The sequence below is a fragment of the Streptomyces sp. NPDC012827 genome (assembly GCF_042900905.1).
Lineage (GTDB): Bacteria > Actinomycetota > Actinomycetes > Streptomycetales > Streptomycetaceae > Streptomyces > Streptomyces gulbargensis.
In genome coordinates, this window is sequence record NZ_JBIBBY010000010.1 from 242,543 (window position 1) to 267,435 (window position 24,893).

General features: G+C 73.4%; 26 protein-coding genes. 10 read left to right on the top strand and 16 right to left on the bottom strand.

Annotated features, from left to right (window positions below; all coding sequences use genetic code 11):
- The first annotated feature begins 109 nt into the window (after positions 1-109).
- Positions 110-1,861, top strand: a complete 1,752-nt coding sequence (locus ACFY60_RS22920; protein WP_388613139.1) for an Imm49 family immunity protein — start codon at positions 110-112, stop codon at positions 1,859-1,861.
- On the opposite strand, the gene ACFY60_RS22925 is transcribed toward ACFY60_RS22920, so the two are convergent.
- Positions 1,858-2,796, bottom strand: a complete 939-nt coding sequence (locus tag ACFY60_RS22925; RefSeq protein ID WP_388613138.1) for a LysR family transcriptional regulator — start codon at positions 2,794-2,796, stop codon at positions 1,858-1,860. The genes ACFY60_RS22920 and ACFY60_RS22925 overlap by 4 nt on opposite strands.
- A gap of 100 nt (positions 2,797-2,896) precedes the next feature.
- Between ACFY60_RS22925 and ACFY60_RS22930 the strand changes: the two genes are divergently transcribed.
- Complete coding sequence (locus tag ACFY60_RS22930; protein WP_388613136.1) at positions 2,897-3,925, top strand: NADP-dependent oxidoreductase; 1,029 nt, start codon at positions 2,897-2,899, stop codon at positions 3,923-3,925.
- A gap of 85 nt (positions 3,926-4,010) precedes the next feature.
- On the top strand, positions 4,011-4,811 hold the full coding sequence (locus ACFY60_RS22935) for an inositol monophosphatase family protein (protein WP_388613134.1): 801 nt from the start codon (positions 4,011-4,013) through the stop codon (positions 4,809-4,811).
- A 160-nt stretch (positions 4,812-4,971) separates the two neighbouring features.
- Here the strand turns inward: ACFY60_RS22935 and ACFY60_RS22940 are convergent, their stop codons facing one another.
- Both ACFY60_RS22940 and ACFY60_RS22945 read right to left on the bottom strand, forming a co-directional pair.
- Positions 4,972-5,499 (bottom strand): DUF5994 family protein, encoded by a 528-nt coding sequence (locus tag ACFY60_RS22940; RefSeq protein ID WP_388613132.1) that lies wholly within the window; start codon positions 5,497-5,499, stop codon positions 4,972-4,974.
- 214 nt (positions 5,500-5,713) lie between these two features.
- Positions 5,714-5,980 carry a hypothetical protein gene (locus tag ACFY60_RS22945; RefSeq protein WP_388613130.1) on the bottom strand — a complete coding sequence of 89 codons (267 nt, stop codon included), beginning with the start codon at positions 5,978-5,980 and terminating at the stop codon, positions 5,714-5,716.
- Between the two features lie 249 nt (positions 5,981-6,229).
- Between ACFY60_RS22945 and ACFY60_RS22950 the strand changes: the two genes are divergently transcribed.
- Positions 6,230-6,727 carry a DUF5994 family protein gene (locus ACFY60_RS22950; protein ID WP_388613128.1) on the top strand — a complete coding sequence of 166 codons (498 nt, stop codon included), beginning with the start codon at positions 6,230-6,232 and terminating at the stop codon, positions 6,725-6,727.
- Between the two features lie 145 nt (positions 6,728-6,872).
- The gene (locus tag ACFY60_RS22955) at positions 6,873-7,076 is read left to right on the top strand and encodes a cold-shock protein (protein ID WP_309053003.1); all 204 of its coding nucleotides are present in this window, start codon (positions 6,873-6,875) and stop codon (positions 7,074-7,076) included.
- A 249-nt stretch (positions 7,077-7,325) separates the two neighbouring features.
- Here ACFY60_RS22955 and ACFY60_RS22960 read toward each other — a convergent pair whose 3' ends face one another.
- The 4 genes from ACFY60_RS22960 to ACFY60_RS22975 form a co-directional block, all read right to left on the bottom strand.
- Positions 7,326-7,550, bottom strand: a complete 225-nt coding sequence (locus ACFY60_RS22960; RefSeq protein ID WP_388613126.1) for a hypothetical protein — start codon at positions 7,548-7,550, stop codon at positions 7,326-7,328.
- A 369-nt stretch (positions 7,551-7,919) separates the two neighbouring features.
- Positions 7,920-8,414, bottom strand: a complete 495-nt coding sequence (locus ACFY60_RS22965; protein ID WP_388613125.1) for a hypothetical protein — start codon at positions 8,412-8,414, stop codon at positions 7,920-7,922.
- Positions 8,411-9,265: an alpha/beta fold hydrolase gene (locus ACFY60_RS22970; RefSeq protein WP_388613123.1), complete on the bottom strand. Its 855-nt coding sequence runs from the start codon at positions 9,263-9,265 to the stop codon at positions 8,411-8,413. The genes ACFY60_RS22965 and ACFY60_RS22970 overlap by 4 nt, the downstream gene beginning before the upstream one ends.
- 181 nt (positions 9,266-9,446) lie before the next feature.
- Positions 9,447-10,544, bottom strand: a complete 1,098-nt coding sequence (locus ACFY60_RS22975) for a DUF1152 domain-containing protein (protein ID WP_388613121.1) — start codon at positions 10,542-10,544, stop codon at positions 9,447-9,449.
- A gap of 264 nt (positions 10,545-10,808) precedes the next feature.
- Here ACFY60_RS22975 and ACFY60_RS22980 point away from each other — a divergent pair, with 264 nt between their 5' ends.
- Complete coding sequence (locus ACFY60_RS22980) at positions 10,809-12,194, top strand: STM4012 family radical SAM protein (protein WP_388613499.1); 1,386 nt, start codon at positions 10,809-10,811, stop codon at positions 12,192-12,194.
- 15 nt (positions 12,195-12,209) lie between these two features.
- Here ACFY60_RS22980 and ACFY60_RS22985 read toward each other — a convergent pair whose 3' ends face one another.
- On the bottom strand, positions 12,210-13,112 hold the full coding sequence (locus tag ACFY60_RS22985) for a DMT family transporter (RefSeq protein WP_388613119.1): 903 nt from the start codon (positions 13,110-13,112) through the stop codon (positions 12,210-12,212).
- A 206-nt stretch (positions 13,113-13,318) separates the two neighbouring features.
- Here ACFY60_RS22985 and ACFY60_RS22990 point away from each other — a divergent pair, with 206 nt between their 5' ends.
- Together ACFY60_RS22990 and ACFY60_RS22995 are read left to right on the top strand one after the other, a co-directional pair.
- Positions 13,319-14,290, top strand: coding sequence for a pyridoxal-phosphate dependent enzyme (locus ACFY60_RS22990; RefSeq protein WP_388613118.1), 972 nt, complete (start codon positions 13,319-13,321; stop codon positions 14,288-14,290).
- A gap of 153 nt (positions 14,291-14,443) precedes the next feature.
- Positions 14,444-15,499, top strand: coding sequence for an RICIN domain-containing protein (locus ACFY60_RS22995; RefSeq protein ID WP_388613116.1), 1,056 nt, complete (start codon positions 14,444-14,446; stop codon positions 15,497-15,499).
- Between the two features lie 74 nt (positions 15,500-15,573).
- Here ACFY60_RS22995 and ACFY60_RS23000 read toward each other — a convergent pair whose 3' ends face one another.
- From ACFY60_RS23000 to ACFY60_RS23010, 3 genes are all read right to left on the bottom strand, one after another.
- The gene (locus ACFY60_RS23000; RefSeq protein ID WP_388613114.1) at positions 15,574-16,224 is read right to left on the bottom strand and encodes a restriction endonuclease; all 651 of its coding nucleotides are present in this window, start codon (positions 16,222-16,224) and stop codon (positions 15,574-15,576) included.
- Between the two features lie 110 nt (positions 16,225-16,334).
- Complete coding sequence (locus ACFY60_RS23005) at positions 16,335-16,544, bottom strand: hypothetical protein (protein WP_388613112.1); 210 nt, start codon at positions 16,542-16,544, stop codon at positions 16,335-16,337.
- A 257-nt stretch (positions 16,545-16,801) separates the two neighbouring features.
- The gene (locus ACFY60_RS23010; RefSeq protein WP_388613110.1) at positions 16,802-17,755 is read right to left on the bottom strand and encodes a GlxA family transcriptional regulator; all 954 of its coding nucleotides are present in this window, start codon (positions 17,753-17,755) and stop codon (positions 16,802-16,804) included.
- Between the two features lie 89 nt (positions 17,756-17,844).
- Between ACFY60_RS23010 and ACFY60_RS23015 the strand changes: the two genes are divergently transcribed.
- Together ACFY60_RS23015 and ACFY60_RS23020 are read left to right on the top strand one after the other, a co-directional pair.
- Positions 17,845-18,777 (top strand): NADP-dependent oxidoreductase, encoded by a 933-nt coding sequence (locus ACFY60_RS23015; RefSeq protein ID WP_388613497.1) that lies wholly within the window; start codon positions 17,845-17,847, stop codon positions 18,775-18,777.
- A 214-nt stretch (positions 18,778-18,991) separates the two neighbouring features.
- Entirely contained in the window at positions 18,992-19,588 is a 597-nt protein-coding gene (locus ACFY60_RS23020; RefSeq protein ID WP_388613108.1) for a DUF2165 domain-containing protein, read from the top strand.
- A gap of 108 nt (positions 19,589-19,696) precedes the next feature.
- On the opposite strand, the gene ACFY60_RS23025 is transcribed toward ACFY60_RS23020, so the two are convergent.
- The 5 genes from ACFY60_RS23025 to ACFY60_RS23045 form a co-directional block, all read right to left on the bottom strand.
- Positions 19,697-20,545: a DUF1206 domain-containing protein gene (locus ACFY60_RS23025; protein WP_388613106.1), complete on the bottom strand. Its 849-nt coding sequence runs from the start codon at positions 20,543-20,545 to the stop codon at positions 19,697-19,699.
- A gap of 134 nt (positions 20,546-20,679) precedes the next feature.
- On the bottom strand, positions 20,680-21,516 hold the full coding sequence (locus tag ACFY60_RS23030; protein ID WP_388613104.1) for a hypothetical protein: 837 nt from the start codon (positions 21,514-21,516) through the stop codon (positions 20,680-20,682).
- Complete coding sequence (locus ACFY60_RS23035) at positions 21,516-22,265, bottom strand: DUF998 domain-containing protein (protein WP_388613102.1); 750 nt, start codon at positions 22,263-22,265, stop codon at positions 21,516-21,518. Before ACFY60_RS23035 ends, ACFY60_RS23030 begins: the two co-directional genes overlap by 1 nt.
- Before the next feature lie 264 nt (positions 22,266-22,529).
- Positions 22,530-24,164, bottom strand: a complete 1,635-nt coding sequence (locus ACFY60_RS23040) for a trypsin-like serine protease (RefSeq protein ID WP_388613101.1) — start codon at positions 24,162-24,164, stop codon at positions 22,530-22,532.
- Between the two features lie 96 nt (positions 24,165-24,260).
- Positions 24,261-24,761: a hypothetical protein gene (locus ACFY60_RS23045; RefSeq protein ID WP_388613099.1), complete on the bottom strand. Its 501-nt coding sequence runs from the start codon at positions 24,759-24,761 to the stop codon at positions 24,261-24,263.
- Positions 24,762-24,893: the final 132 nt, after the last annotated feature.

Below are 24,893 nucleotides of genomic sequence, written 5' to 3' on the forward strand. Positions count from 1 at the left end.
GAGCTGTGCCGGCGGCGGCGCGCGCGGGCTCGGGCCCGGTGCACGGCAGCCGTCGGCCTGTCGGACCCACCCCCTAGGCTGTGCACCGATTCGATCAAGGAGCAGAGCAGTGCGGATAGAGCGTCACCAGGTGGGCGAAGCAGTCGTGCGCGCGGCACGCGAGGACTTCACGAACCGCATCGGGGGCCAGGTGCGGTCCATGTCGAGGGCCGGGCGGATGGCCACCTACGAGTGGCGGGCGATCGCCGACGAGTTCCTCGACTACCTGGGCGCCCTGTCCGTCGAGACACCCGACCTCGACACCGCGGAGGCCGAGGCCGTCCTCAAGGACGCCTCCGAGGCCGCGGCCGGCGCCGTCGCCTACGCCGCCTACCACCCGCACTGCGGCTTCCACGTCTTCCTGGACTACGTGAACTTCGGCATGAGCTACGACCGGGGCGCGGACGCCCCGGCGGAGAGCGTCGCTCCCGGGGAATGGATCGACGCGCTCTGCCTCGCGGTCCTCAGGGACAAGGCCACGTGGCACGGCGAGGCGTTCCACTTCGCCCGGCAGAAGTTCGCCGAGCAGGTCACGGGCACGCCGGCCGGTGAACTCGCCACCGGCCTGACGGCCGTGGCCCTGGGCGACACGGGCGACGACGAGGAGTACCCGCCGAGCGCGCGGGCCAAGCTCTCCGCCGTCGACGCGGCCCTGGACCGCCTCCGCGTCCGTGCCGAGGAGACCGGCGAAGAACTCCTCGACCGGCCGTACAGCGCGGCGCTGCGCACCCTGCGCGCCCTGGCCGCCGAGGACCGTGAGGCCTTCGACACGGAGCTGACGGCACTTCTGGCCCGGCACAGCGCCCTCCACGGGCCGTCGGCCTCCCCGAGCACCCTTCTGCCGCTCGTTCCGCTCGCCCTCGCCGCGCTGGCGTACCGGACGCTGGGGTGGACGCCCGCGGTCAGCTCCGGCTATCTCCCGCACGCGCTGGTCACCGGCTTCGAGACGCGGGGTCCGCGGGTCGCGGGGTTCGGCCGGGACCGGAAGCCGGACGCGGTCGGCGCGCTCGCCGCGGGTCCGCTGGTGGTGCAGCGGCCGGGTCTCGACCGGACGGTGAGTCCGCAGCTCGAGGCCAGGTACAAGGAGCGCGTCCGGGAGGCGTTCGCGCCGGAGGATTCCCCTTCCGTCCGGCGGCTCGCCGGTGTCCTGGACGACCAGGAGCGCCTCTTCAAGTGGCGCGCGGGAAGCCCGGAGCCGGTCACGGAGGCCCAGCTCGCGACCCTTCGGCTGGCCTCCCGGACGGGGGCGGCGCTCTTCCGGATCGCGCTGGCCGAGCCGGGCACCGAGGTCGAGGTGTCCATCGGCGGCCGCGACCTGCGCTACCCGGCCGAGCGGGGGGAGCATGCCGCCGCCGGGGTCTGGCAGAAGGCCACCGCCTTCGCGCTCATCACCGGAGTACGGGAGGACCTCGCCCCCTTGGTCCTCACCGGCCCCGCCTTCGCCCGCCCGGACGGCTCCGCCTTCGGCGCGTACCGCGAGGCCCTCCACGCCTACCTGAAGGGCACCGACCCCGAACAGGCGGCGCAACGGGCACTGGAGCGGGGCGAGAAGGCCAAGGACTGGGGCTACGCCATGCCGCCGGCCGTGCTGCTGTCGCAGCTCGTGGACGGGGACGAGGAGAGTTTCAATCTGGCCCTGGCCGACGCGCTCGAGACCCACCGCGCCTACTACGAGGTCGCGGACCGCGCCGACGACCCGGACGCGTCCGTGAATCTCGACATCCTCGCCCTGGCCTGCCACGCCCGCCGACGCGGCTGGGCCGTCCGCGTCGACTCCCCCTACCTCCCGCCGGGCCTCCTGGACGCCGCCGAACCGTTCTAGGGCCCTGTCCGTGCCACAGGTCCCCGCTCACCGCTCGGGTTCCTCATCTGGTGCACGGAGGCCCGCAGTTCCCTCACCACGGCGCGTACGACAGCGGAACCGGCCAGTTCGGAGGTGGTGACGTAACCCACCCGGCGCGTCGGGCGGCGGGGGCCGAGGTCCGCGATGCCGACCGACTCCGGTGCGCCGACCAGTGAGAGGGCCGGCATGATCGCCATCCCGTGACCCCCGCTCACCAGGGAGAGCACGGCTCCGTCGTCCTCGGCCTCGACGGTCGCCGCCGGGATCCAGTCCTGTGCGGCCCACCAGTCACGGGTGTACGAACCGCAGTTCTCGGCCCAGTCGACCAGCGGAAGCGAACGCGGGGCGGCGTGCCCCCGCGCGTGGACCAGGGCGTACGGCTCCTCGAAGAGTTCGCCCGATACCAGACCCGGCGGAAGCGCCACCGAGCCACCCAGCGTCGCGAGCGCGATGTCGGCCCGCCCGTCGGCCACTTCACCCGCGGTGCCCCGCCCCACCTCGCGGACGATCCGCACCCGCGGCTCGATCCCGGGGTGCCGGGCGCGCAGCCGGTCGAGGACGGGCGGCAGCAGGTGGAGAGCCGCACTGCGGAAGGCCGCGATCCGCAGCACCCCCTCCGCGTCCGCGGACCGGGACCCGGCGCGCGCCTCGGCGGTCAGGACCTCCAGCAGACGCAGGATGCGACGGGCATGGGCCACGGCCTTCTCCCCGGCGCCGGTCGGACGGGCCCCGCCGCGCCCCCGGTCGAAGAGGACGGCACCGATCTTGCGCTCGCTGCCCCGTACCGAGTGCGAGACGGCGGACTGGGTCAGTCCCAGCACCCGGGCCGCGGCCGAGAAACCGCCGGTGTCCGCCACCGCCACCAGGACGCGCAGTTCCTGCGGGGCGATATCGGAATCGGTCGTGCGGGCCACAGGGCGCTCACCTCACCATATGAGAACTGCTCATGGAACGGGATGTCGCATGACCCCAACCGGCTGCCCACCCGGCACATTCCCGCCCTACGGTCCCGTCATGAACAGCACCGCGCTCACCGTGCATCAGACCACCCGCCCCGACGGCTTCCCCACCGCCGAGCACTTCACCTTCGTCGAGTCCGCCCTTCCCACCCCGGCGGCCGGCAGCGCGCTGGTGGAGAACCTGTACTGGTCCGTCGACCCCTACCACCGCGAGATGATGGACGACGTGCCCGGCGGCTTCACTCTGCGCACGCCGCTGGAGGGCCGCACCATCGGGCGGGTCGTCGCCTCGCGGACTCCCCGGCTGACCGAGGGCGACCTCGTTCTCCACCGCCAGGGCTGGCGCACCCACGCGGTCGTCACGCCGGAGGAGATCCGGCGGCTGCCCCACTTCGACGGGGTCCCCCTCAGCGCCCACCTGAGTGTTCTGGGTGGCACCGGCCTGACCGCGTACGTGGGGCTGACCCGGATCGCACGGCTCCAGGAGGGCGAGGACCTGTTCGTGTCGGCGGCGGCGGGAGGGGTCGGCACGGCCACCGGGCGGTTCGCCCGGCTGCTCGGCGCGGGACGACTCGTGGGGAGCGCGGGCTCGGCGGCGAAGACCGACCATCTCGTACGGGAGGTCGGCTACGACGCCGTCTTCGACTACCACGACGGGCCCGCCGCCACGCTGCTCCGCGAGGCCGCGCCCGACGGCATCGACGTGTTCGTCGACAACGTCGGCGGCGAGCAGCTCGCCGCGGCGATGAGCGTACTGCGCGAGTTCGGACGCGTCGTCCGCGTCGGCACGATCAGCCAGTACAACACCCCCGACGCACCGCCTCCGCGCTTCAACTACGCGGACATCGTGGAGAAAAGCCTCCGGATGGAGGGCTTCCTCGTCAGCAACTACAGCGACGTGCAGGAGGAGTTGTACGAGTTCGCCGTACCGCATCTGCAGAGCGGCCGGCTCTCCCTCGACGAGACGGTGGTCGACGGGTTCGAGCACATCGTGGACGCCTTCCTGGGAATGCTGCGCGGCCGGAACACCGGCAAGATCATCGTGCGCGACCACGCGCGGACCCCCGCGCCCTCGCGGGCCTGACCCGACGGCCCGCCACCGTCGCCCCGGCCCCCGGAACTTGACGGCTCGACCGGGGCGGTGGCCGGTGTATAGGTAGGCTGCGGACGTGATCAACTCATACGCGAGTTCCGACGACGCCGCGGTCGCGACAGCCGGCGCGCGGGCCGGTGCGGACGTGGTCCGGGGCATGTACGGACGCCGACTGGACCGCATCGACAAGGGGGGCGGTGACTTCGCCACCACCGCCGATGTGGAGGCCGAGAAGGCGATCCTCGGAGTCATCCGCGCCGCGCGCCCTGATGACGCGGTGCTCGGCGAGGAAGGCGGCCGGCAGGGCGCCGCCGGAGCGGTGCGGCAATGGCTGGTGGACCCCCTGTGCGGCACCTTGAACTACGCCGTCGGCAACATGCTGGTGGCCGTCAACGTGGCGCTGCGAGGCGGGGCCGCGGCCGTGGCCGACCCGTTCAGCGGGGAGGTGTTCTTCACCGACGGGGAGCGTGCCTGGGTGCGGAGCGACGGGGCCGAGGACGCGCTCCTGACGCCCACGGCCGCCACCCGCCTGGTGGACGTCAACCTGGACCCGCCCTTCCCCGGCGCGCCCGGCTTCCGCGCCGTCGATCTGCTGGCACGCCCCGAGTTCGTGGAGCGTTTCCGGCCACGCGTCGTGTCGACGACCCTCGCACTGGCCTGGGTGGCCGCCGGCAGGCGCGCCGCGTACGTGACCGACGGCGGCGACCTCTCCGGAAGCGTCCACTTCGCGGCCGGTATCGCCCTGTGCCGGGCAGCGGGCTGCACCGTCACGGGGATCGACGGTGCCCCGCTCGGCGAGTCGGGCCGTGGGCTCGTGGCCGCCGCCGACGCCGAGACGCACGGGTTGCTGATGTCGATGATGCCCGGCCGAAGCTAGTGCCGTGACGGCTGTGACGGCACGGAAACCGCGACGCCCGTCAGCCGGGCAGGCGGCCGTCACCGCCCGGCGAGGCGACCGTGCCACGCGGGACGATGACGGTGGCCACGAAGCCGGTCGTGCCGATGCCGTCGTGCACCCGCTGACGCACGCGCAGCCGTCACCTTCGCATGTTCCGCGGCAGGGAGATCATCCGGGCTCCGACCACGGGGTGGGTGGGGGTTTCGGCTTCCGTCCTCCCGGCGTCCTCACCGCCTCCGGCCTCGCGCGGGCCGGTCGCGCTCTCGCCGGACATGAGGCTGCCGGCGGTGTGGACGTTGCCGGGGGCGGAGGCGAGGGCCATCAGCCGTGCGGCCGAGGCGGGTTCGGCCTCGGGCGGGACCACCAGGAGGTCGCAGCGGCCGAGGGTGTTCGAGATCAGGATCATCGTGTCGCGGTCCTGGTCGGTGAGCCAGTCGACGTCCACGACGTATCCGCCGACGGAGACCGAGGAGGAGGCGACCGGCCAGGGACCGGGGTTCGCCGTGATCCGGGTGATGCGCCCCCACTGTTGCTCCAGCGCCTCCACCAGGGGCGGCAGCTCGGTGCCGAGATCGCGCGAGTAGGGCCACCAGGCGCCGTCCAGCAGCCCGGCCAGAGAGGTGCGCGGCGTCAGCCTCAGGCGCGTCGGAGAGGTGGTGCTGGTCATGAGACCGAGTCCTGTCCCCGGGGCACCGTGGAGCGGCGGCCCGGCGTATTGAGCGCCGGGAAGGACGCCCGCGCCGGGGCGGGCGTACGGGGTGTTCCCGGTATCTCCAACGTACTCCGCGCCGGGGCGTTCGGCTCCACCCGCCCCTCCCCTTGCCGCCGTCCGGCGAAGGACGCACCCCTTCCACCAAGCGTGCGCGGCGTCCTGCGGCCGCTCAGGGCTCCTCGGCGTGGGGGCCGGCGCCGCTCGGCGGTCTGCTGGCGGCCAGCCAGGACAGGGCAGGTTCGGAGGCGTGAGCGGTGTCGACGGTCAGGTGGAGGCGGGTGCCTCCGCCCGGGGCGGGGTAGCTGCGCTGCTCCCCGCCGGCGAAGCAGTGGCGGAGGACGTCGGCCACCAGGCGCGCGGCGTCCGGTGTGGCGGCGATGACGCGGACTTCGGCGTACCCAGGGGGCGGCAGTGCTTCCGGCTCGTTGTGGTCCAAGGCGGCACCGTCCTTTCGCACCGGGGACGCGCCGGCGGGTGCGACCCGCGGGGCGGTCACGCCCCGGTACGTCCACCGTACGTCCGCCGAGCCGGGTCCCGAACGCTCCCGGGCGGCGGAGCGACGCGCAGGTGAGGCCTTCCGGAGTACCGTGAAGGGACGGGGCCGTGCCCCGCCCGCCGGCCCGGCACCCGCCGCGCCACCGGAGGGGCGGCGGCGCAGGTGCCTCGTGGACAGGTGAGACCGATCATGACCGATCCTGGCGTTCCCGCTACGCCGTCGAGACTCCTGCCCGACGCGGTCCACGAGGCCGTCGAGCCCGGTTCGGCGCTGCTCCGGCTCGAGACGACCCATTCCCGGCAGACCCTCCTCGACGGCGCGTGGTGGCCGCGTACGCGTGACGTCGAACGGGAGATCCCGCCGCTGGTCACCACCCTGACCGCGTATCTCGGCCCCGTCACCCGGGTCGGTCTGGACACCTCCGCCTGGAACGGCATCCCGCCCCGTCTCGTCATCGAGGGCCGGGTCGTGCACCTCGACTCCTTCGCGATCGGCGACGACACCGTCCTGATCACCCGCGGCGACAACGATCATTTCGCCCTCATGGTCGTCCCGCCCGACACGGCGCCGGAGGCCGCCCGCGCCGCCATGGCCCGCGCCGTCGACGCCGACAACGTCACGCCGGCCGCCGAGATCCTCCACGCCGCGCTCCCCGATCCCGCCGAGGCGCCGGGGGACCGAGCCTGACCGGGAAAGGGCCGGGGCCGGACGAGCGACACGCCGGTCCATGAGCGTTTTGCCTTCTCCGCGCGGGGCAGGGGGGCGATGATGCGGATCTACGGTCGCGTGGCGCGGTGCCGCGCGGCTTGTTCATGGAATGAGGGAGTACGGCATGGCGACCGGCACGGTGAAGTGGTTCAACGCGGAGAAGGGGTTCGGTTTCATCGAGCAGGACGGCGGCGGCCCGGACGTGTTCGTGCACTACTCGGCCATCGCCAGCACCGGCTACCGGGAGCTGAACGAGGGCCAGAAGGTGCAGTTCGACATCACCCAGGGACCGAAGGGCCCGCAGGCCGAGAACGTCACACCGGCCTGACCTCTGCCACGGTTCGGCAGGCCGACGCTCCCTGACATGAGTGTCGAGACCTCTCCCAAGGCGGCGTGCGGCGCGGCGACGGGTTCCCACCCGCGCCGCACGCCGCCCGGTTGTGCCGGGTGACCGGCCGGTCAGGGCGGGGCGGGGGCGCTTTCCGGGGTGAATCGCGCGACGTTCCCCGGCGGCCTACGGCAGCCCCGTCCTCAGGGGCCCGCCGTGCCGCCGGGGCACAGGCCGCCCGGGGGAGGGCTAGGCGTCGTCTCCCGCCGCGTCCTCGCGGTCCCCGCCCGCGCGTCGCCGGGCGTCCTCCTGGGCGCTCCGGCTCGGCGTGAGGGCGTCGGCGGCCTCGCCGTCCTCGTCGGGGTGCGCGTCCTCGCGTACGTCCGTCTCGGCCTCCTCGAACTCCTTCAGGACCTCCTCGGTGGCGGTCCTCGGGTGGTCGGCGTTCCCCTCGGTGGCGCGGTGCTGCGACATGGGTTCCCTCTTCCTTACGTTTCGTGGTCCTACGACATCTTTTGTACGCGTTCCGGTACCCGGTGTCGTGCGCTTCACGCCCCGTCGGCCGGTGCCCCGGGCCGCAGGGGATCACGCGCGCGCCCCAGGCCGGGACGGCTCGGGGGTGCGCGCGTGGACAGCGGGGGCAAGAGGCGTGCATACCCGCCCCGTTCGGGGGCACACGGACCCGGAGCGCATGGGACCGCTCTCACCGGCGGGTCCGCGGTATCCCCCGTTCCGCGAACCCGCCGCACCGGTCGTGCGGCTCGTACCGGGCAGGGTGCGGGCCGCACGACATTCCCGTCTGCGGCGGACGGCGTCCCCAGGACGAGCCACCGCCGGGCCGCTTCAGTCGCGGTCCCGGCCCCGCCCCCGGGTCGCCGCGAGCACCCCTCCCACCACGGCGATCACCGCCGGGGCCAGGGCGATGCTCACCCAGCCCTCGGTGTCCCAGTAGACGTCCTCCAGGCTGATCAGCAGCGCCGCCTCGTCGAGGACCAGGGCCAGACCGACGCCGTAGGCGAGCCCCATCCAGGCACGCGCGCGTGCCGAGCGTTCCACGAGGCCCGCCGCCCCCACCCCGGCGAGCAGCAGGATCCCCCACACGTAATGGTGGATGTGCACCCCGCCGGCCTGTACGTCGCCGATGCCGGCCACGTCGATGTGGATCAGCCAGGTGAGCAGTCGCATGCCGCCGAAGGTGAGGGCGAAGCCCCACCAGGCCAGGACGAAGCCACGGCGCTCGGAGGAGATGCCCGGGAGGAGCCGCAGCCACGGTGACCGGTGTTCCGTACGCGTCGACGGCGGTCGGCCGGTCGTCCGTGGGGTGTGCGACGGGGTCATGCGGTCTCTCCTGTCTCCTCTGCCACTACGGCCTCTCGCGCTTCTTCGCGCGCGAATTCCTCGATCAGCCGGGCCACGGTCTCCGGCGCGCTGTAGTGCGCCGCGTGCGCGGCGCCGGGGATGTCGGCAGCGCGTCCGTCGGGGAGCAGCCGGGCCACGCGCCGGATCCAGGCGTGGGAGGCGATGGTGTCACCGGCGCCGCGCGCGACGAGCGTCGGCACGTCGACCCGGGCCAGGTGCCCCTCGAATGCCCCGCCCGCGTCCCGTAGGGCGTGACGCAGGGACGCGGCGAAGCGGAGGGGTCCGGTGAGCAGGTAGTCCGTGGCGGCGGTGGCGAGCAGGGAGAGCGGTTCCCGGGGCGCGTCCGCGAGGAGCCGGCCGCAGTGGCGGGGGCCGGACACGCGCGGTTCGAGAGCCGGGCCGAGCAGGACGAGCCGCCGGACCAGCCGTGGATGGCGGACGGCGAGGGCCGCGGCCACCTGGCAGCCGACCGAGTTCGCCACCAGCAGGCTCGGCGTGGGGGAGAGGCGCCGGTGCCAGCGGGCCAGGGCGTCGGCGGCCTCTTCGACGTCGGGCATCCGGCGCGCGGCGGCCCGTGACCACGCGTTGCCGGGCAGGTCGGGGACGAGCACGGTGGCCCCGTTCGCGGCCAAGCGGCGGGCCAGGGGAACGAAGTACCGGCCCGAGAGGCCGAGCCCGTGCACCAGAATCACGGCCGTCCCGTCCGCCCGGGGCCGCGGGCCGAAGGAGCGGGTGAAGAGACCGGCGCGCACCCCCTGTTCCCCCCGCTCCGCCCCGTCGGACCACCGCAGGACGCCGTGCTGGAGGGTGTCGGGTGTCTGCTCGGTCACGTCGGATCCCTTTCGGCTGTACGGCACACGGGCGCTGCTGCCCCGAAGGAATTGCGGGGAAACGACGTGCGCGAGGCACGCGCCCGGGGCGACGGTCGGCGGCACCGAGCCGGACGCCGGTGTCACGGCCGGGTACCGGCTTCGCCTCAGGTTTCGGGGACGCCGTACCGGGACCCGCCCCTCACGCGCCCACCAGGCGCCACAGAGGGGGTACGCGGCGCGGCGGCGCTTCCGCCCGCAGGGACTCCTGGAGCCTGATGGCCTCCACGGTCGTGAGGGCGAGTTCTTCGGTGATCCTGCGGGTGGTGACGTAGTCGAGGCCCTCGGTACGCCGGGCCCGTTCCCATTCCCTGAACGTGGCGAGGAGCGTTTCGGGGTCCGCCGGAGGGCGCGGGAGCGGTACGGGGGGCGCGGCCTCGGCCCGTCGCCGTTCCCGCGCGATCTCGGAGAAGCCGCACACCTCGCGCGACACCTCCTCGGCGGCCTTCAGGCTGCGGCAGTCGGCGAGCGCCCCGGCCAGCGGGTTGAGCCGGAGCGCCGCCTCGCCGGTGAGCCGGTGCACCTGGCGCGCGGAGTCGTCGAGGACCAGCGGGCGGGGGGCGTCGCGGGTGCCGCAGACGCCGCGTACGCCGCGGGCGGCAGCGATGAGGACGGCACCGGCCTCGGAGGGGTGCCAGTCGAAGACGGCGAGGACGCCCTCGGTGTCCTCGGGGGTGAGGGCGAGGGCCGGCTCGCCCAGGCGGGGCATCAGGAGGGGCAGGGGCACTTCGTTGTCCAGGCCGGGCCCGGCGACGTACACGGTCGTGGGGATGCCCGTCGCGGCGCAGGCCGCCAGGGCCAGCGCGTCGCCGAGCGGACTGCGCAGGGTCGGTTCGTCCCCCCGCGCGACGATGTCCCCGCCCACGTCCACGAGGTCGATCCGGTCGGCTCCGCACCAGCGGGCCGCCGCGTGGATCTGACGGGCGAGGCCGCGCGTGCCACCGTAGGGGTCGAGCAGCCCCAGGGCGGGGCGCAGCTGCGCGGACAGACGGGGAAGCAGGGAGCCCGCCGGGGCCTTCGGCGCGGCCCGCGGGGTGATCAGCGTCAGATCCGGCGCGGGCGTGAGGGTGCCGGTGAAGTCCGCGGCGCCGCGCGGGCCGGGCACGGGGTCGACGACCAGCCTCTCCCAGGCGTAGGTGAGCACCAGAGCGGGGGTGTCCGGCCCGTGCAGCGCCGCGTGCACCATGGCCGCCGTGATGGCGTCCCCGCCGCCACCCGCGGCGATGAGAAGTCGCTTCATGGCGGACACCCAACTCCACGGGCTGCCTCCCCCGCCACCCGGACCGTACGGTTCCGTCGACTCAACCACCGTACAGAACAGTGCAATTGGGGGATAAGCGCTGTCCTTGCGAAAAGTGCATACGAAACTCCATGCGGTGCGACCGATTCTTTCGCGATCGCACTACAGATGCCGACGCGGCGGTCGCCCTAGGGTCGCGACCTGTCACCGAATGTGACGCCCTCGTCCGAAAGAGAGTCACCTCGCGTCATGAGCAAGCCCGTCATGCTGCCCCTGCCGGCATCCCGCCCCTCCCTCCCCGCCGACACCGACGCGGAGAGCCCCTACCAGCAGTACGTGTACGCCTACCCGCACCAGAAGGCCTACCGCCTCCTCGAGCACGGTCCGCTCCTGAGCGACCTGTGGGCGAACGAACGCCTCGACGCCCTCTCCTTCTACGCCCACATACCGTTCTGCGAGATGCGGTGCGGCTTCTGCAACCTCTTCACCCGCACCGGCGCCCCCGAGGAGGTGACGCGTGCGTTCCTGGACACCCTGGAGAGACAGGCCCAGGTCACCAGAGAGGCCCTCGACGCCCAGGGCGAGCCGTTAAAGTTCACCCTCGCCGCCTTCGGCGGCGGCACCCCGACCTATCTGACGGCCGATGAACTCACCCGGCTCTGCGACATCTCCGAGCACGTGATGGGCGTCGACCTCCGGGCGGTGTCCTGGTCGGTGGAGACCTCGCCGGCCACCGCGACAGCCGACCGTCTCGCCGTGCTCGCGGAGCGGGGTGCGACCCGCTTGAGCATCGGCGTGCAGAGCTTCGTCGACGAGGAGGCGCGCGCGGCCGTCCGCCCCCAGAAGCGCGAGGAGGCCGAGGCCGCCCTGGCCCGGCTCAAGGACGCGCGGTTCCCCGTGCTCAACATCGACCTCATCTACGGCATCGACGGCCAGACCGAACGCACCTTCAAGATCTCGCTCGACGCCGCCCTCGCCTGGGAACCCGAGGAGATCTACCTCTACCCGCTGTACGTCCGCCCACTGACCGGGCTGAGCACCCGTCACGCGGCCACCCCCGCCGAGTGGGACGACCAGCGGCTGCGCCTGTACCGCTTCGGCCGCGACCACCTCCTCTCGGCCGGCTACGAGCAGACCTCGATGCGGGTCTTCCGCCGGACCGGAACCGCCGCCGTCGAGGACACCGACGGCAGCAGCATCAGCGAGTACAACCAGCAGGCCGGCATGGTGGGCCTCGGCGTCGGCGCGCGCTCCTTCACCACCGACCTGCACTACACGACCGACTACGCCGTCGCCGTCCCCGAGGTGCGGCGCATCATCGACGACTACATCGCGACCCCGAGCGACCGGTTCCGGCGGGCGCAGTGGGCCTTCCGCATGGACGAGGACGAACGGCGCCGGATGTACGTCCTCCAGCACCTGCTCGAATCGTCGGGACTCGACGCCGTCCGCTACGAGCGGCGGTTCGGCAGCCGCTTCGAGGACGACTTCGCCCCGCAGACCGACACCCTCCTGGAACGCAACTGGCTCCGGGACGACGGCGGTGTCCTCCTGCTGACCCCGGAAGGGATGGCCCGCGCCGACGGGATCGGGCCGATGTTCTTCTCCACGACCGTACGGGAGAACATGAGCACCTACCGGGACCGGTGACACCCCCCGCCGCGCTCACCCCCTGACCGGCTCCGCCGGACCGTCCTGCGCGGTCCGGCGGCGTCCCGGTACGGACACGGCGACCAGACCGCCGAGGAGGAGCGCGGCGCCCGCGGCGGCGAGGGGCCCCGGCCGTTCGCCGAGCAGCACCACGGCGAGCACCGTGGCCACCAGCGGCTCCGTCAGGCTCAGCGTCCCCACCGTGGCGGCGCTGAGCCCGCCGACCCCACGGGTGAAGAGCAGATAGCCGAGTGCGGTCGTGCCGAGGCCCAGCCAGCCCACCAGGGCGATGCCGGGCGCCGTGACGAGGCCCTCCGGGGCGACCAGCAGATACGGCGAGACGAGCAGCCCGGCGCACAGGACGCCGACCGGGGCCGCCGTGTCCAGGTCGGCCCCCCGCGCGCCCAGTTCCTTGGTGGCGGCGATGTAGACGCCGAAACTCGCTCCGGCCGCCGTCCCGTACACGACGCCCAGCACGTCCGCGCGCCCCCCGCCGTCCGGAAGGAGCAGCAGGCCGATGCCCGCGACGGCGCAGAGGGTGCCCACCGCCCAGCGTGGAGAAGGCCGCTCCCCGGAGAACAGGCGCCCGCACACCCCGCCGGCCACGGGTACGGTCCCGAAGGTGACCGCCGTCGCCAGCGCCGCCCCGGAGCGCTCCACCGCCTGCAGGAAGCACACCTGGAAGGCGGCCGTGACGAGCACGCTGACGAGCAGCCACCGGCGCGTCCCGGGCAGCCGTAACGTGCGCAGCCCGGCCGGCCGCGCCATGAGGGCCATGAGCACGAACCCGCCCAGCAGCATCCGGGCGGCACCGAGCGACACCGGGTGGGCCCCGGTGTCGGCCCGGATCTGCGCCGGTCCCACGGTGCCCCACAGGACCGCCGCCACCAGTACGGACGCCACAGCTTTCACGTGCATTTCCCTCCCACCACGCATGGACGGCGTGAACGTACCGGGACCCGCCCGGCGGGAGCCCCTGGCGAAAACCATGAGATCCGCGCCCCGCGCGCGCCCGATCCCGTGCCTTTGCACCACACCCCCGCCCTTCGGACCGGTGTGAGACGGTGAGCGCCCGGCGCGCCGGTTCCGTACGGCGCGCCGTGGTGACGCGGAGGGAAGGGTTCGTGGTGGAGAAGGTGACGTTGTCGGCGTGGCCGACGCCGATGGAGGCGGCGCCCCGGCTGGCCCGGGCGATCGGGCTGGCCCCGGACGACCTGTGGATCAAGCGGGACGACCTGACCGGCCTCGGCGGCGGTGGCAACAAGGTCCGCAAACTGGAGTGGCTGGTCGCCGACGCTCTGCGGTGCGGTGCCGACACCCTGGTCACGACGGGCGGCCCGCAGAGCAACCACGCGCGGCTCACCGCCGCCGCGGGCGCCCGGGCCGGCCTGGACGTGGTGGTGGTCGTCCCCGGGGCCGGCCGCCCCGACCGGCCCGGCGGCAACCTCCTCCTGGACGCCGCCCTCGGCGCCCGTGTCGTGTGGGCCGGGGACGCCGCGCCCGCGGAGCTGGCCGGACAGGCCGAGAGGACCTGCGCCGCACTGCGCGAAGGCGGCGCCGTACCGTATCTGGTGCCGTTCGGCGGTTCCGGCGTGCTGGGGGCCCGCGGATACCGCGAGGCGGGTGAGGAGATCCTCGCCCAGCAGCCCGGTGTCCGGCACGTCGTGACCGCTCTGGGCTCCGGCGGCACGATGGCCGGTCTCATCGCCGCCCTGGGCGTCGACCGGGTCCTCGGCGTCGACGTCGGCGCGCTGCCCGACCCCGCGTCCGTGGCCGCCGCCCTCGCGTCGGAACTCACCGGCGGCCACCTGACGGCGGGCCGGCTGCGCGTGCGCGGCGACCAGGTGGGCGAGGGGTACGGCATCCTGCACGAACCCGTCCTCGACGCCCTCACCGGCGTCGCACGCACGGAGGGCGTCATCCTCGACCCGGTCTACACCGGGCGCGCCGCGGCCGGACTGCTGGCGGCGGTCCGCGACGGGGACATCCGGCCGGGCGAGCGTACGGTCCTGCTCCACACCGGAGGCCTGCCGGGACTGTTCGGGCACGCCGAAGCAGCACACCGCATCGGCCGGGCCCTGGACACGTACCCGTGACATCCGGCCTTCGCGCGTCGCCGCGACGAGCGACGCGCCTCTCTTCCGGCGCCCCCTGCCCCGGGGCGTGAGTGGATCATCAGCGGGACGTTAGGGGCGGGGCCCAGGGTGGGGACCGACGAACTTTCGCGTCCTGCCCCGAGGAGTCCGCAAGTGAAGAAGTACAAGGCCACCGTTGTCGCGGCCACCGCGTGCGTGAGCGCGCTGCTGGTCGCGGGACCGGCACAGCCCGCTCAGGCGGACGGTGCCGCGGACAACTGCAACGCGGCGGACACGGTCGCTCCCGGTTCGTTCGGGACCGGCACGCTGACGTGGTGCATCCTGGCCGCCAAGGAGAGCGCCGAGACGAAGAAGACCGCCCGGGAGAACTTCGTCAAGGGCCTGCTCGAGATGCTGACGAACCACACCGGCGGCAACTACAACATCATGATCTTCGACATCAAGGGCAAGAACGCCTTCGGGGACCCGTGGTTCGTCAACCACTACACGGAGAGCCTTCAGGACGTGGCCTTCCAGGGGGACGTCGAATACCACGACGAGACCTCGCGGGAGGACCAGACCTACCGCATCTGGATCTTCTCCGGCGGCGGCAGCTTCACCAACCACGGGGACGGCGGCTGGATCAACTGGGGCTTCTACGGCCTGTGGGACCGCAACGGCTCCACCATCGAGTTCCAGCCCACGATTCCGCCCGCGGTCCCCGGCGTCCCCAAGGGCGAGACGCCCGGCCCGGGCGACACCCTCCCCACCCCGGGCGTACCGGCCCGCCCGGTCCTCCGCTCCTTCAGCGGACCCGAGGCACCCGTCACCGAAGCCGAACGCCCGCCGGTCGGCGTCCCCGTGCAGTTGAGGACCGTCAACAGCCTCGGGGCCGTCGCGACGAACACCTCCTCCGGTTCGTCCGTGGTCGCGGGCAAGCTGGGTACCACCAACGGCACGTGGACGTTCAAGGACGCGGGCGACGGGCGCTACGAGATCGCGAACGGCCACGGCCCGGTCCTCACCGCGAACATGAGCACCTACTACGCCCAGATCAACACGTGGAAGGGAAGCTCGACGCAGAAGTGGGAGGTCATCCCCGTCGGCGGCGGGGCGCACCAGATCAGGATCAGTGACCAGGACTGCCTGACCTACCACGAGGACTACAAGAAGCTCGGCGTGTGGACCTGCGACGGCTCCGAAGGCCAGCGGTGGACCATCACACGCTGACGGTCCCGTCCGGCCTGGGCCGCCAGGGGGTGTCTCGCCGATCTTGCCGGGCTCGCGGTGCCCGGCACCGCGCATCAGGAACCGGACCCACGCCGGCGGGGTGCGGGAAGCGCGCTCAGCAGTTCCCACAGCGGAGCGGACCCGGCTGCCCACCGGGCGAGCAGGTGACGGTCGACCAGGTGGAGTCGCTGGGAGCGGGCGAAGGCGACGGCTCTGTCCGTGAAGCGGCCGTTGGTGACCAGCACGACGACATCGCCGTGGTGGACGGGCCTGCCGGTGCCGTTGAGGACGTGCAGGTCGGGGGTTCCCACCGCGGAGCCCGCCAGGCCGGCCCTGCGGTGCTTGCACTGGATCACCCACAGGCGGCCGAAGGGGTCCGTGGCCTTCACATCGGCGCCGTTGTCACCGGCCCCGCCGACCCGGATCGCCCCGGAGCAGCCGTCACGGCGCATCAGATCCCGTATGGCCTCCTCGAACTGACGAGGGTGCAGGGCGTCGATCTGCGGCAGCACGTAGCGCAGCCCCTGCTCCCGCAGCCGGTTGCGGCGTGCGGTCTCCCGGCGCCGGTGCAGCCACACTCCGCCGGCCGCCGCGGCGCACAGCAGCAGCACGACCGGCACCCAGGGGCGGGCGGCCAGCCACCGCAGCGCGCCGGCGACCAGGCTCCCCGCCACGGCGAGCACCAGGAGCAGGAGACCGGCCCGCTCCCCGCCGGTGGCCCGCATCCGGCGGGGAGCCGTGCGACGCCTCGGCGCGGGCCGGCGCCGGGAGGCCGGGGACGTACGCGGCCGGCGGGGGACAGGGGAGCGGCGCACACTCCGCCGCGGGCGCGGACTCACGTGCCCGCCTGGGAGAGGCCGTTCACCACCTGCTCGATGACGTCGAAGATGCCCTGGCCCAGCGGGGTCGGCGCGATCACGATGCCCAGGGCAAGGACGAAGAGAGCGGTGTTGCGCTCCTCGACGCGGCTCCTGGCCTGCGTCCTGCGACGTAACCGCATCACCACGACGACCGCGAGCAGCACTCCCACGTTGATCGTCATCATGCGACCTCCACTCCCGCCCGCCCTCGTGCCCCGCTCGCCGTCTCCCGGCCGCGCCGGGAGGCGGCCGCCCGGACCAGTGCAGCCGACGGGGCGCCCGGGGCGCACCCCGCTCGGTGAACGTTGGCGAGAACCCCGGCGGACGCTGTCCGATAACCGATCGGACACCCGTTCTTCGAGGTCAGGAGGGCGGGAGCACCGGTCCGCCGGCCTTCTTCGGGCGGCTGCGCGAGCCGGATGAGGCGCCGCCCCCAGGGGGCTCAGCTCGTCGGGGCGGCGCCACGGAAGGTACGCCGGTACGCGATCGGCGAGACGCCGATCGCGGCGTGCAGGTGTTCGCGCAGCGAGGTCCCGGTGGCGAAGCCGACCTGTCCCGCGATGTCGTCCACGGCGAGATCGGTGGTCTCCAGCAGATGCCGGGCCCGGGCGACGCGCTGCTGGATCAGCCAGCGGCCGGGACTCGTACCCACCTCCTCGTTGAACCGGCGCGCGAAGGTCCGCAGGCTCATGCGGGCGTGCCCGGCGAGTTCCGCGAGCGTCAGGGGCTCGCGCAGGTTCTCCAGCGCCCACTGGCGGGTGGCTGACGTGCTGCTGGCCGGGTCCGGGGGCACCGGGTACTCGATGTACTGGGCCTGCCCGCCGTCCCGCCACGGCGGCACGACGCAGGCCCTGGCGACGTGGTTGGCGACGGCGGTGCCGTGGTCCCGCCGCACGAGATGCAGGCAGACGTCGACACCGGAGGCGGCGCCGGCCGAGGTCAGCACGTCTCCGTCGTCCACGAACAACACCTCGGGGTCCAGCGCCACCTCCGGGTACCAGGACCGGAAGACGTCGGCGACGGCCCAGTGGGTGGTGGCGGGCCGGCCGTCGAGCAGCCCCGCGGCCGCCAGCACGAAGGCACCCGTGCAGATCGAGACGATCCGCGCCCCGGGGCGTACGGCGGCGAGCGCCTCGGCCACCCGCGGCGGCAGCTCGCGTGAGAGCCGGGACGTGTCGAAGGGCGGCAGCAGCACCGTGTCCGCCGTCGCGAGCACTCCGGGGCCGTGTTCCACCGTGATCGAGAAGTCGGCGTTGGTGACGACGGGCCCGCCGTCGACGGAGCAGGTCAGAACCTCGTAGTGGTCCGGAAGCGCGCCGAAGACCCGGCTGGGGATGCCGAGTTCGAAGGGATACACCCCGTCCAGGGCGAGGACGACGACTCGGTGAGCACTCATGGCACGATCCCGTTGTAAGTTGGCATTCATGCCATGGTACGTCCCACGGGTCCCGGGCGAGGCTGTACCGCATGACGAACCACGCCACCATGCGCGCCATCAGCCAGGACACCCACGGCACCCCCGACGTGCTGAAGGAGGTCCTCGTGCCGAGGCCCGCCCCCGGCCCGAGCCAGATCCTCGTCGCCGTCCGCGCCGCCGGGGTGAACCCGACCGACTGGAAGCACCGCGCCGCCGGCCTCTTCCTCGACCGCCTGCCGCTCGTCCTCGGCTGGGACGTGTCCGGTGTCGTCGAGGCCGTCGGCTTCGGCGTCACCCTGTTCAAGCCGGGCGACGAGGTCTTCGGCATGCTGCCCTACCCGCACGGTGTCGGCTCCCACGCCGAGTACGTGACGGGCCCCGCGCGCGCCTTCGCGCACAAGCCGGCCGGCATCGACCACGTCCAGGCCGGCGCCCTGCCGCTCGCCGCTCTGACCGCGTACCAGGCACTCGTCGACACCGCGGGGGTACGAGCCGGGCAGCGCGTCCTGATCCACGCGGCCGCCGGCGGAGTCGGCCACCTCGCCGTCCAGATCGCCAAGGCCCGTGGCGCGTACGTCATCGGCACCGCCAGCGCCCCCAAGCACGACCTCGTCCGCTCCCTCGGCGCGGACGAGGTCGTCGACTACCGCACCACCGACTTCCGGGACGCCGTCCAGGACATCGACGTGGTGCTCGACCCCCTCTCCGGAGACACCCGCACCCGCTCGCTCGACGTCCTGCGTCCGGGCGGCATCCTCGTGTCGATCCTGCCGGGCACCGACCCCGACGAAGCCGCGAAGGCCGCGGCCCGAGGGGTCCGCGTCGCCACCCTCCTCGTCGAAGCCGACCACACCGGCATGAACGCCATCGCCGACCTGGTCGCCTCCGGCGCCCTGCGCGCCCACGTGGAGGCGGTCTTCCCGCTCGCGCGAGCGGCGGAGGCCCACGCGCTCGGCGAGACCGACCGCACCACCGGCAAGATCGTCCTCACCGTCTCCTGAGCCGTGCCGTCGCTGCCCCGCCCGGCGTGGCTCAAGGCCTCCGGCGGGTGCTGCCGGAGGCCGGCGGGGGCGGGCGGCGACCCGCGGGCGGTTCCGGTGACCCGTGCTACTCCGCCGCAAGGGCCCCCTCGACGGCTGGAAGGCCGCCCGAGTGGGGAAGGGGACGGTACGACCCGCGGCCCCACCGCCCGCGGGACCGAGGGAGGACACACCCATGGCACAGGATCACCGGCCGACCGGCACGAACTCCGGCACCCGCCCCCCGGCGACCGCCCCGAGCACCCCGCGGAACCGGCTCCTCCGGCTGGGCGCGCCGCCCGTCGCGGCGACCGCGCTGACCGCGACCGTCGCGCTCTACATGACCCTGGTCGCCTTCGGGAACATCACGGACTTCGGCACCAACCAGCAGTTCGTCCAGCACGTCCTGAGCATGGACACCACGTTCAAGGACCCCGACCTGATGTGGCGGGCGGTCACCTCCCCCGCCCTCCAGAACACCGCCTACATCGCCGTCATCGTCTGGGAGACACTCGCCGCGGCGGTCCTCCTCGCCGCCACCTGGTTCTGGCTCCAGGGCCTGCGCCGCGGCACGTACGACCGCGCCCGCGCGGCGAGCACGGTGGGCCTGGTGATGGTGCTGCTGCTCTTCGGGGCGGGATTCATCGCGATCGGCGGCGAGTGGTTCGCCATGTGGCAGTCCTCCGACTGGAACGGTCTGGACGCCGCGGCCCGCAACGTCGCGCTGGCCGCCTTCACCCTCCTCGTGGCGCACCTGCCCGGTGTACGCCGGGCAGGTGCCGACCAGACCTGACGCGGACCGCGCATGGCAGGCGCCGGTACCCCCAGGGTCGCGGGGCGGCGGCCGGATCGGCGGATCAGCCCGGCGCCACCGCGCCCACCTCCGCACGCGGGGAAGGGGTCAGACCTTGCGCCAGCGTGCGTTGCACCAGGAGAAGGCGCCGAACGCGACGAGACCGAGCGCGATCAGGGTGAGCAGCCAGGGCCCGGCCGGCGTGTCCGCGAACGAGCGCAGCGTGTCGTCCAGGCCCTTGGCCTTTCCGGGCTGATGCTGGACGGCCGCGACGAGCGCGAACACACCCGCGGCGGCGAAGACGACGCCCCGGGCCGCGCCGCCCACCATCCCGAGGAAGTCGGTGATCTTGCGGGCCCTGGGCGACATGGCCTCGGTCCGCAGATGCTTACGGAACTTCCTCATCAGGGCCCGCACCGAGATCCACAGTCCGGCACCCACCACCGCCACACCGGCGGCGCCGACGATCCACTGTCCGCCCGGCCACATCAGCACCCGGGCGGTGACGTCGTCGGTGCGCTGGTCGGAGGACCCGCTGCCACTGCCGGTGTTCCCCACCGCGTAGGCCAGCACGGTGACGGACACGAAGGCGTAGAAGACGAAGCGGGCCGCTGCCGCCGCCCGCTTGGACGCCTTGGTGCCGTCCTCGCCCGCCCCGCCGAACAGCGCCTCGGACAGGCGCCACACCGCCATGCCGGCGAACGCGACACCGACGCCCCACAGCAGCGCCGCACCGAAAGGCCGGCCGGCCAGCTCGCTCAGGGCGCCACCCCGGTCGGCCTGACGCCCACTGCTGCCACCGGTCCCGAAGGCGATCTGCAGGGCGATCAACCCGACGAGTACGTAGATCAGCCCGCGGGCGGTGAAACCCGCTCGGGCCGCGACCGCCATCGCCGTGCTGTCGGCCGCACGCCGAGCCTGACCCCGGCCCCGCAGGGCCACTGACTTCGCATCCATACACCCCCGATGCCCCGGCCTCGGCGTCCGACACCCGGTCGGCGGTGAACGGCGAGCCGCCGGCGAGTTCTGTACGCGCCGTGTCCGGCGGAGCCGACCGGCACTCCGGGCACTCGCGCCCGGCCCCGGCCGGTTCAGGCGTGGCCCTCACCGAAACGCGACAGGGCGATGGTTCCGGCGGTCGCGACGAGGAAACCGGCCAGGGCCAGCCAGCCGTATCCCGGCCGGGTCTGGTCGTGCAGCAGCAGGATCCCGACCAGCCCGGGAACGCACACCTCCACCAGCGTGCCGGAGGCCGTGGCCGTGGACACCGTCCCGTGACGCAGGGCCAGCACGTAGCTGAGGTATCCGCCCAGTCCGCCCAGGACCACGGCGTAGGCCGCCGGGTCGGTGAGCACGGCAGCCGTGCTGGAGGTGTCCATCACCCGCACCGCCAGGCTGGTGACACCGAATCCGACACCGGACAGGGCCCCGAGGACGACGGCCGCTCTCCCCCCGCGCAGACGTGTGGCGAGAGAGGTGAGGGCGAGCGCGGCCACAGGAACGCCCAGCAGCATCAGGTCGAAGGCCGTGCCGGCGGAGGTCGCGCCCTGCGGGCCCGATCCCAGGGCGAGGAGAACGAGGCCGGCGACCACGACGGCGACGGCGGCACCGTCCCGGGCGTGCAGGGGAACCTTGAGCAGCCGGACGGCGGCCACGGCCGTCACCGCGAGGCTGGCGTTGGTGACCGACTGCACGACGAACAGCGGCAGACTGCGCAGGGCGATCACACTGAACGCGAACCCGCCCATGTCCAGCGCCGTTCCGATGAGGAACGGCCCCGACCTCATCAGCCTGGCCGCCAGCCCCAGACCACCGCCGTGCGCGTCATGGTGTTCGGCTCGGGCCGCACGCGCCTGGACGGCCGAGGCCAGGCCGAAACAGACGGTGGCCGCCGACGCGGCGGCGAGTCCGCCCAGAACACTCTCCATCAGCCGGACGGCGTCCCGGTTCGGGACACCCACCGGCGTCCGTCTCGTGCCACCGCCCCGGCCAGCAGCAGGAACCACAGGCCGACCAGCAGGAGATGCACGCGCTGTGCCACCCCGTGCCAACCGGCCAGACCGAGCAGCGCCCCGACCGTCGCCAGCGCGCTCACGAGGGCGCCCCTCAGCAGCCACGGCCCCCACCGCCCCACCGGCTCCAGCCCTCGACGCCCTCTCCTGGCGGCGGTGACGAGCAGCGCCATGGACACGAACAGACACAGGTGGACCAGGGCACTGGTCAGCGTGTGCCAGGGGTGAACGGCCCGGCAGCCGTCCTCTGCCGACGGAGCGCACTCCATCGGCACCGCCACGTCGGCCAACGACCAGACCGCGAAACCCACCAGCGCCCACCAGCCGCCGGCCTCGGCCCTCGAACTCGCCCACGCGGCACGTGATCGCCAGGCCCCCCAGCCCAGCAGCACGGCGCAGATGACCTCGGCCGTGCCGAAGATCCGCCGGAACGGCTGACCCGTCGCGTAGAGCTCGCTGACGTAGGCGTGCCGTGGGTCGAGGCCCGTGGGCAGGACGGCCTCCAGCACCCAGCTGTTGTAGAGCACACCCGCCACGGCCAGCGCCGTCGCGGCGGCCACCCCCGCTGCCGGCAGCGCGGTGTCCGCCCTCGGGCGTGGTGCGTGGACGTGAGGAGAGGTGCTGTCTCCCGCCGACTCCATCTGCGTCTCCTTGATCAGCTTCACCCGCCGTAGGCAGAGGGTGACATGGCATGACAGTAAGTGACGATGATGGTGTCGCCGCGGGGGCGTGCCAGAGCGGCGGCGCGTCGTGCGGCGTGCCTCCCCTCGCGTCGCACGACCGCGGCGTGGACGGGGACCGCCTCGGTGCCGCGGCGGAGAGGCGTGGGGGTACGCCCACGGGGCGCCCCCGGCACGCACGGTGCCGGGGGCGCCCCCGTCTCACGGTGCCGGCGCGCGGCCCGGAGCCGCGCGCCGCCCGCTTCAGGATCAGCCGGTGTAGGTGGCGGTCATGGCGAGGTTGCCGGGGGCTGCGGGAACCCCCACGAGGGGCGCCGTCACCGGTGCGTCCCAGGTGCGGTCGGTGTGGCGGACGGTGTGGAGCAGCTTGCCGTCGGTGGTGCTGACGGCGACCTGGACCTCGCCGTTGACGGCGGCCGCGGAGACGGACTTGGCGGTCACCACGCCCAGGACGCCCTTGAGATCACCCCACGGTGCCCACGTCCCGTTGAAGTTGCGGATGGTGTGGTACTGGCGGGTGCCGTTGTCGGTGGCGATGACGAGGTGGGTCTCGTCGCCGGTGCCGGCCATGCCGAGGGAGGTCACCGGTCCGGTGGGGCCGACGGCCTGGGCCACGTTGCCCCAGCCGAGCCACGTCCCGCTGGTCTGGCGGATGGTGTGGTACGGCTTGCCGGCGCTGACGAGGCCTACGTGGAGCTCGCCCCGGACACTGGCGGCCGCCGACGCGGTCACCCCCGTGAGGGAGCCGTTGATCTGGCGGAAGGGCGTCCAGCTGCCCGCGCCGTTGCGGACGGTGTGGAAGGCCTTGCCGTCGGCGACGGCGACGACGTGGAGGTCGTGGCCGATGGAGACGGCGGAGACCTGGGTGAGGTTGCCGAGGGCGTTGGCCGCGCCGAACACGTCCCCGAAGGCGGTCCACGTGCCGTCCTGCTTGCGGACGGTGTGGAACAGCCCGCCGCTGGTGCTGATCGCCAGTACGTGGGTGTCACCGTTGACGCCGGCGGCGGCGGTGCTGCGGACCCCGCCCAGGTTGCCGACCTTGGCCTGGAGGTCGGTGTATCCGGTCCAGGAGCCGTCGGACAGCCGGACGGCCTGGTAGAGGCCGGTTCCGGCCTGCACGAGTGCCTTCGTCTGCCAGCCCGGCGTCGTGGCCCGCACCCCGTCGATCCACTCGCGCAGCCCGTCGGTGCGGGCCGCGACGGCGCCGGTACGGGTTTCCGCCGGGTCGGTGGCCAGACAGCCGCCCTGCCAGGAACGGCTGTTGATGCCGACGAGCTCGCCCGCGGCGTTCAGGAGCGGCCCGCCGGTGTCACCCTTGCAGACGGCGTCCGTACCCTTCCCCGTGATGGCCAGGGTGGTGGCGTCGGAGCCGTTCAGGGTGAACGCGCCGGTGTGGGGCTTGCCCGGCGCCCACTCGGTCCTGGTCCGTCCGAAACCCACGGCGGTCAGCTCGGCGTCCGCCCCCGGGGCGGTGCTCGCCGTCGTGATGCCCGCGGGGCCCGCAGCAGGGGTCTTCAGGCGGGCCATGACGACGTCCCGGTCGGTGCGCGGGACCAGCTCGGCGACCTCGATCCGCTTGCCGTCTGCCAGGGTCACGGTGGACTTCAGCGCGGGGGCACCGGCCGGCAGCGTGGTACCGGGCGTCGCGGCGAAGCAGCTGGAGGCGGTGAGGACCCACGAGGCGTCGACGAGGGAGCCGGTGCACCCTCGGCCGGTCGCCTCGTCGCCGATGTTCAGCTTGACGACGGAGGTGTGCCGGTCGGTCGCCGCCTCAGGGCCGGTGACCGCCTGGGCGGCGCCGGCGGGAACGAGGCCGGCGGCGACGGCGGTCGTGGTGACGAGCAGACCCGGGATGCGGGCCGTGCGCGGACGGAGTGCAGACATGGGGGTTTCCTTCAAGAACGGGATGCGGTGGGCGAATGCGCAGAAGTGCGGTCGTACGGGTACGGGACCGGCCGGCGGCCCCGCGGTCGCGGCGGTCTACTTGGTGACCCGGATCTCGACCAGGACGTGCTCCCGGCCGTCCACGGACTCGCCGACCCCTTCCCACGTCTTCGCGGGGATGTCGTACTCGACGCGGTCGTCCTCGGCGGTCATCGCCAGGTGGGTGTTGACGGAATCGTCGGTCCGCACGCCGTGCACCGACGGGATCCGCAGCGTCAGGAAGCCCTCGTCGGCGGTGACCTTGAAGCAGACGTCGGCCCGGCCGCGGGCGAGGAACCTGAGGAGGTTCTCCTCGCTGAGGCAGTCGGCGAGCACGATGTGGCCGTCGCCCCGCTTCAGGTCGATCCCCTGCTCGGCCAGAATCCTGTCGGCGCCGGGGTAGTTGTAGTCCTCGATGGCGTACCCGGGCCCCGTCTCGGCCACGGGCTCGCTGGCGGGAGCGGCGGAGGGCTGGCCCGCGGCCACCACGGCCCACGCCAGCGCGCCGGCCGCGGTCGCGGTTCCCAGAGTGCGCGTCCATGCCTTGCGTGCGTTCATCACAGTCCTGGATCTCCTCGAAGTAGGTGTCGATGGGGGTGGGGAGGGTTCTCCGCACCCCCTTGGTCGAAGTTGAGGGCGGAAAGAAGTGGGCCGGAAAGTCGAAGTCCGGGGGAGGGGGTGGTGGACAGC

Excerpts from the sequence above, each read along its gene's own strand:
- ACFY60_RS22930 (WP_388613136.1), top strand. The coding sequence starts at position 2,897 with ATGAACAGCACCGCGCTCACCGTGCATCAGACCACCCGCCCCGACGGC.
- ACFY60_RS22940 (WP_388613132.1), bottom strand. The coding sequence starts at position 5,499 with ATGACCAGCACCACCTCTCCGACGCGCCTGAGGCTGACGCCGCGCACC.
- ACFY60_RS22950 (WP_388613128.1), top strand. The coding sequence starts at position 6,230 with ATGACCGATCCTGGCGTTCCCGCTACGCCGTCGAGACTCCTGCCCGAC.
- ACFY60_RS22955 (WP_309053003.1), top strand. The coding sequence starts at position 6,873 with ATGGCGACCGGCACGGTGAAGTGGTTCAACGCGGAGAAGGGGTTCGGT.
- ACFY60_RS22960 (WP_388613126.1), bottom strand. The coding sequence starts at position 7,550 with ATGTCGCAGCACCGCGCCACCGAGGGGAACGCCGACCACCCGAGGACC.
- ACFY60_RS22965 (WP_388613125.1), bottom strand. The coding sequence starts at position 8,414 with ATGACCCCGTCGCACACCCCACGGACGACCGGCCGACCGCCGTCGACG.
- ACFY60_RS22975 (WP_388613121.1), bottom strand. The coding sequence starts at position 10,544 with ATGAAGCGACTTCTCATCGCCGCGGGTGGCGGCGGGGACGCCATCACG.
- ACFY60_RS22980 (WP_388613499.1), top strand. The coding sequence starts at position 10,809 with ATGCTGCCCCTGCCGGCATCCCGCCCCTCCCTCCCCGCCGACACCGAC.
- ACFY60_RS22985 (WP_388613119.1), bottom strand. The coding sequence starts at position 13,112 with ATGCACGTGAAAGCTGTGGCGTCCGTACTGGTGGCGGCGGTCCTGTGG.
- ACFY60_RS23000 (WP_388613114.1), bottom strand. The coding sequence starts at position 16,224 with ATGCGGGCCACCGGCGGGGAGCGGGCCGGTCTCCTGCTCCTGGTGCTC.
- ACFY60_RS23005 (WP_388613112.1), bottom strand. The coding sequence starts at position 16,544 with ATGATGACGATCAACGTGGGAGTGCTGCTCGCGGTCGTCGTGGTGATG.
- ACFY60_RS23010 (WP_388613110.1), bottom strand. The coding sequence starts at position 17,755 with ATGAGTGCTCACCGAGTCGTCGTCCTCGCCCTGGACGGGGTGTATCCC.
- ACFY60_RS23015 (WP_388613497.1), top strand. The coding sequence starts at position 17,845 with ATGCGCGCCATCAGCCAGGACACCCACGGCACCCCCGACGTGCTGAAG.
- ACFY60_RS23020 (WP_388613108.1), top strand. The coding sequence starts at position 18,992 with ATGGCACAGGATCACCGGCCGACCGGCACGAACTCCGGCACCCGCCCC.
- ACFY60_RS23025 (WP_388613106.1), bottom strand. The coding sequence starts at position 20,545 with ATGGATGCGAAGTCAGTGGCCCTGCGGGGCCGGGGTCAGGCTCGGCGT.
- ACFY60_RS23030 (WP_388613104.1), bottom strand. The coding sequence starts at position 21,516 with ATGGAGAGTGTTCTGGGCGGACTCGCCGCCGCGTCGGCGGCCACCGTC.
- ACFY60_RS23040 (WP_388613101.1), bottom strand. The coding sequence starts at position 24,164 with ATGTCTGCACTCCGTCCGCGCACGGCCCGCATCCCGGGTCTGCTCGTC.
- ACFY60_RS23045 (WP_388613099.1), bottom strand. The coding sequence starts at position 24,761 with ATGAACGCACGCAAGGCATGGACGCGCACTCTGGGAACCGCGACCGCG.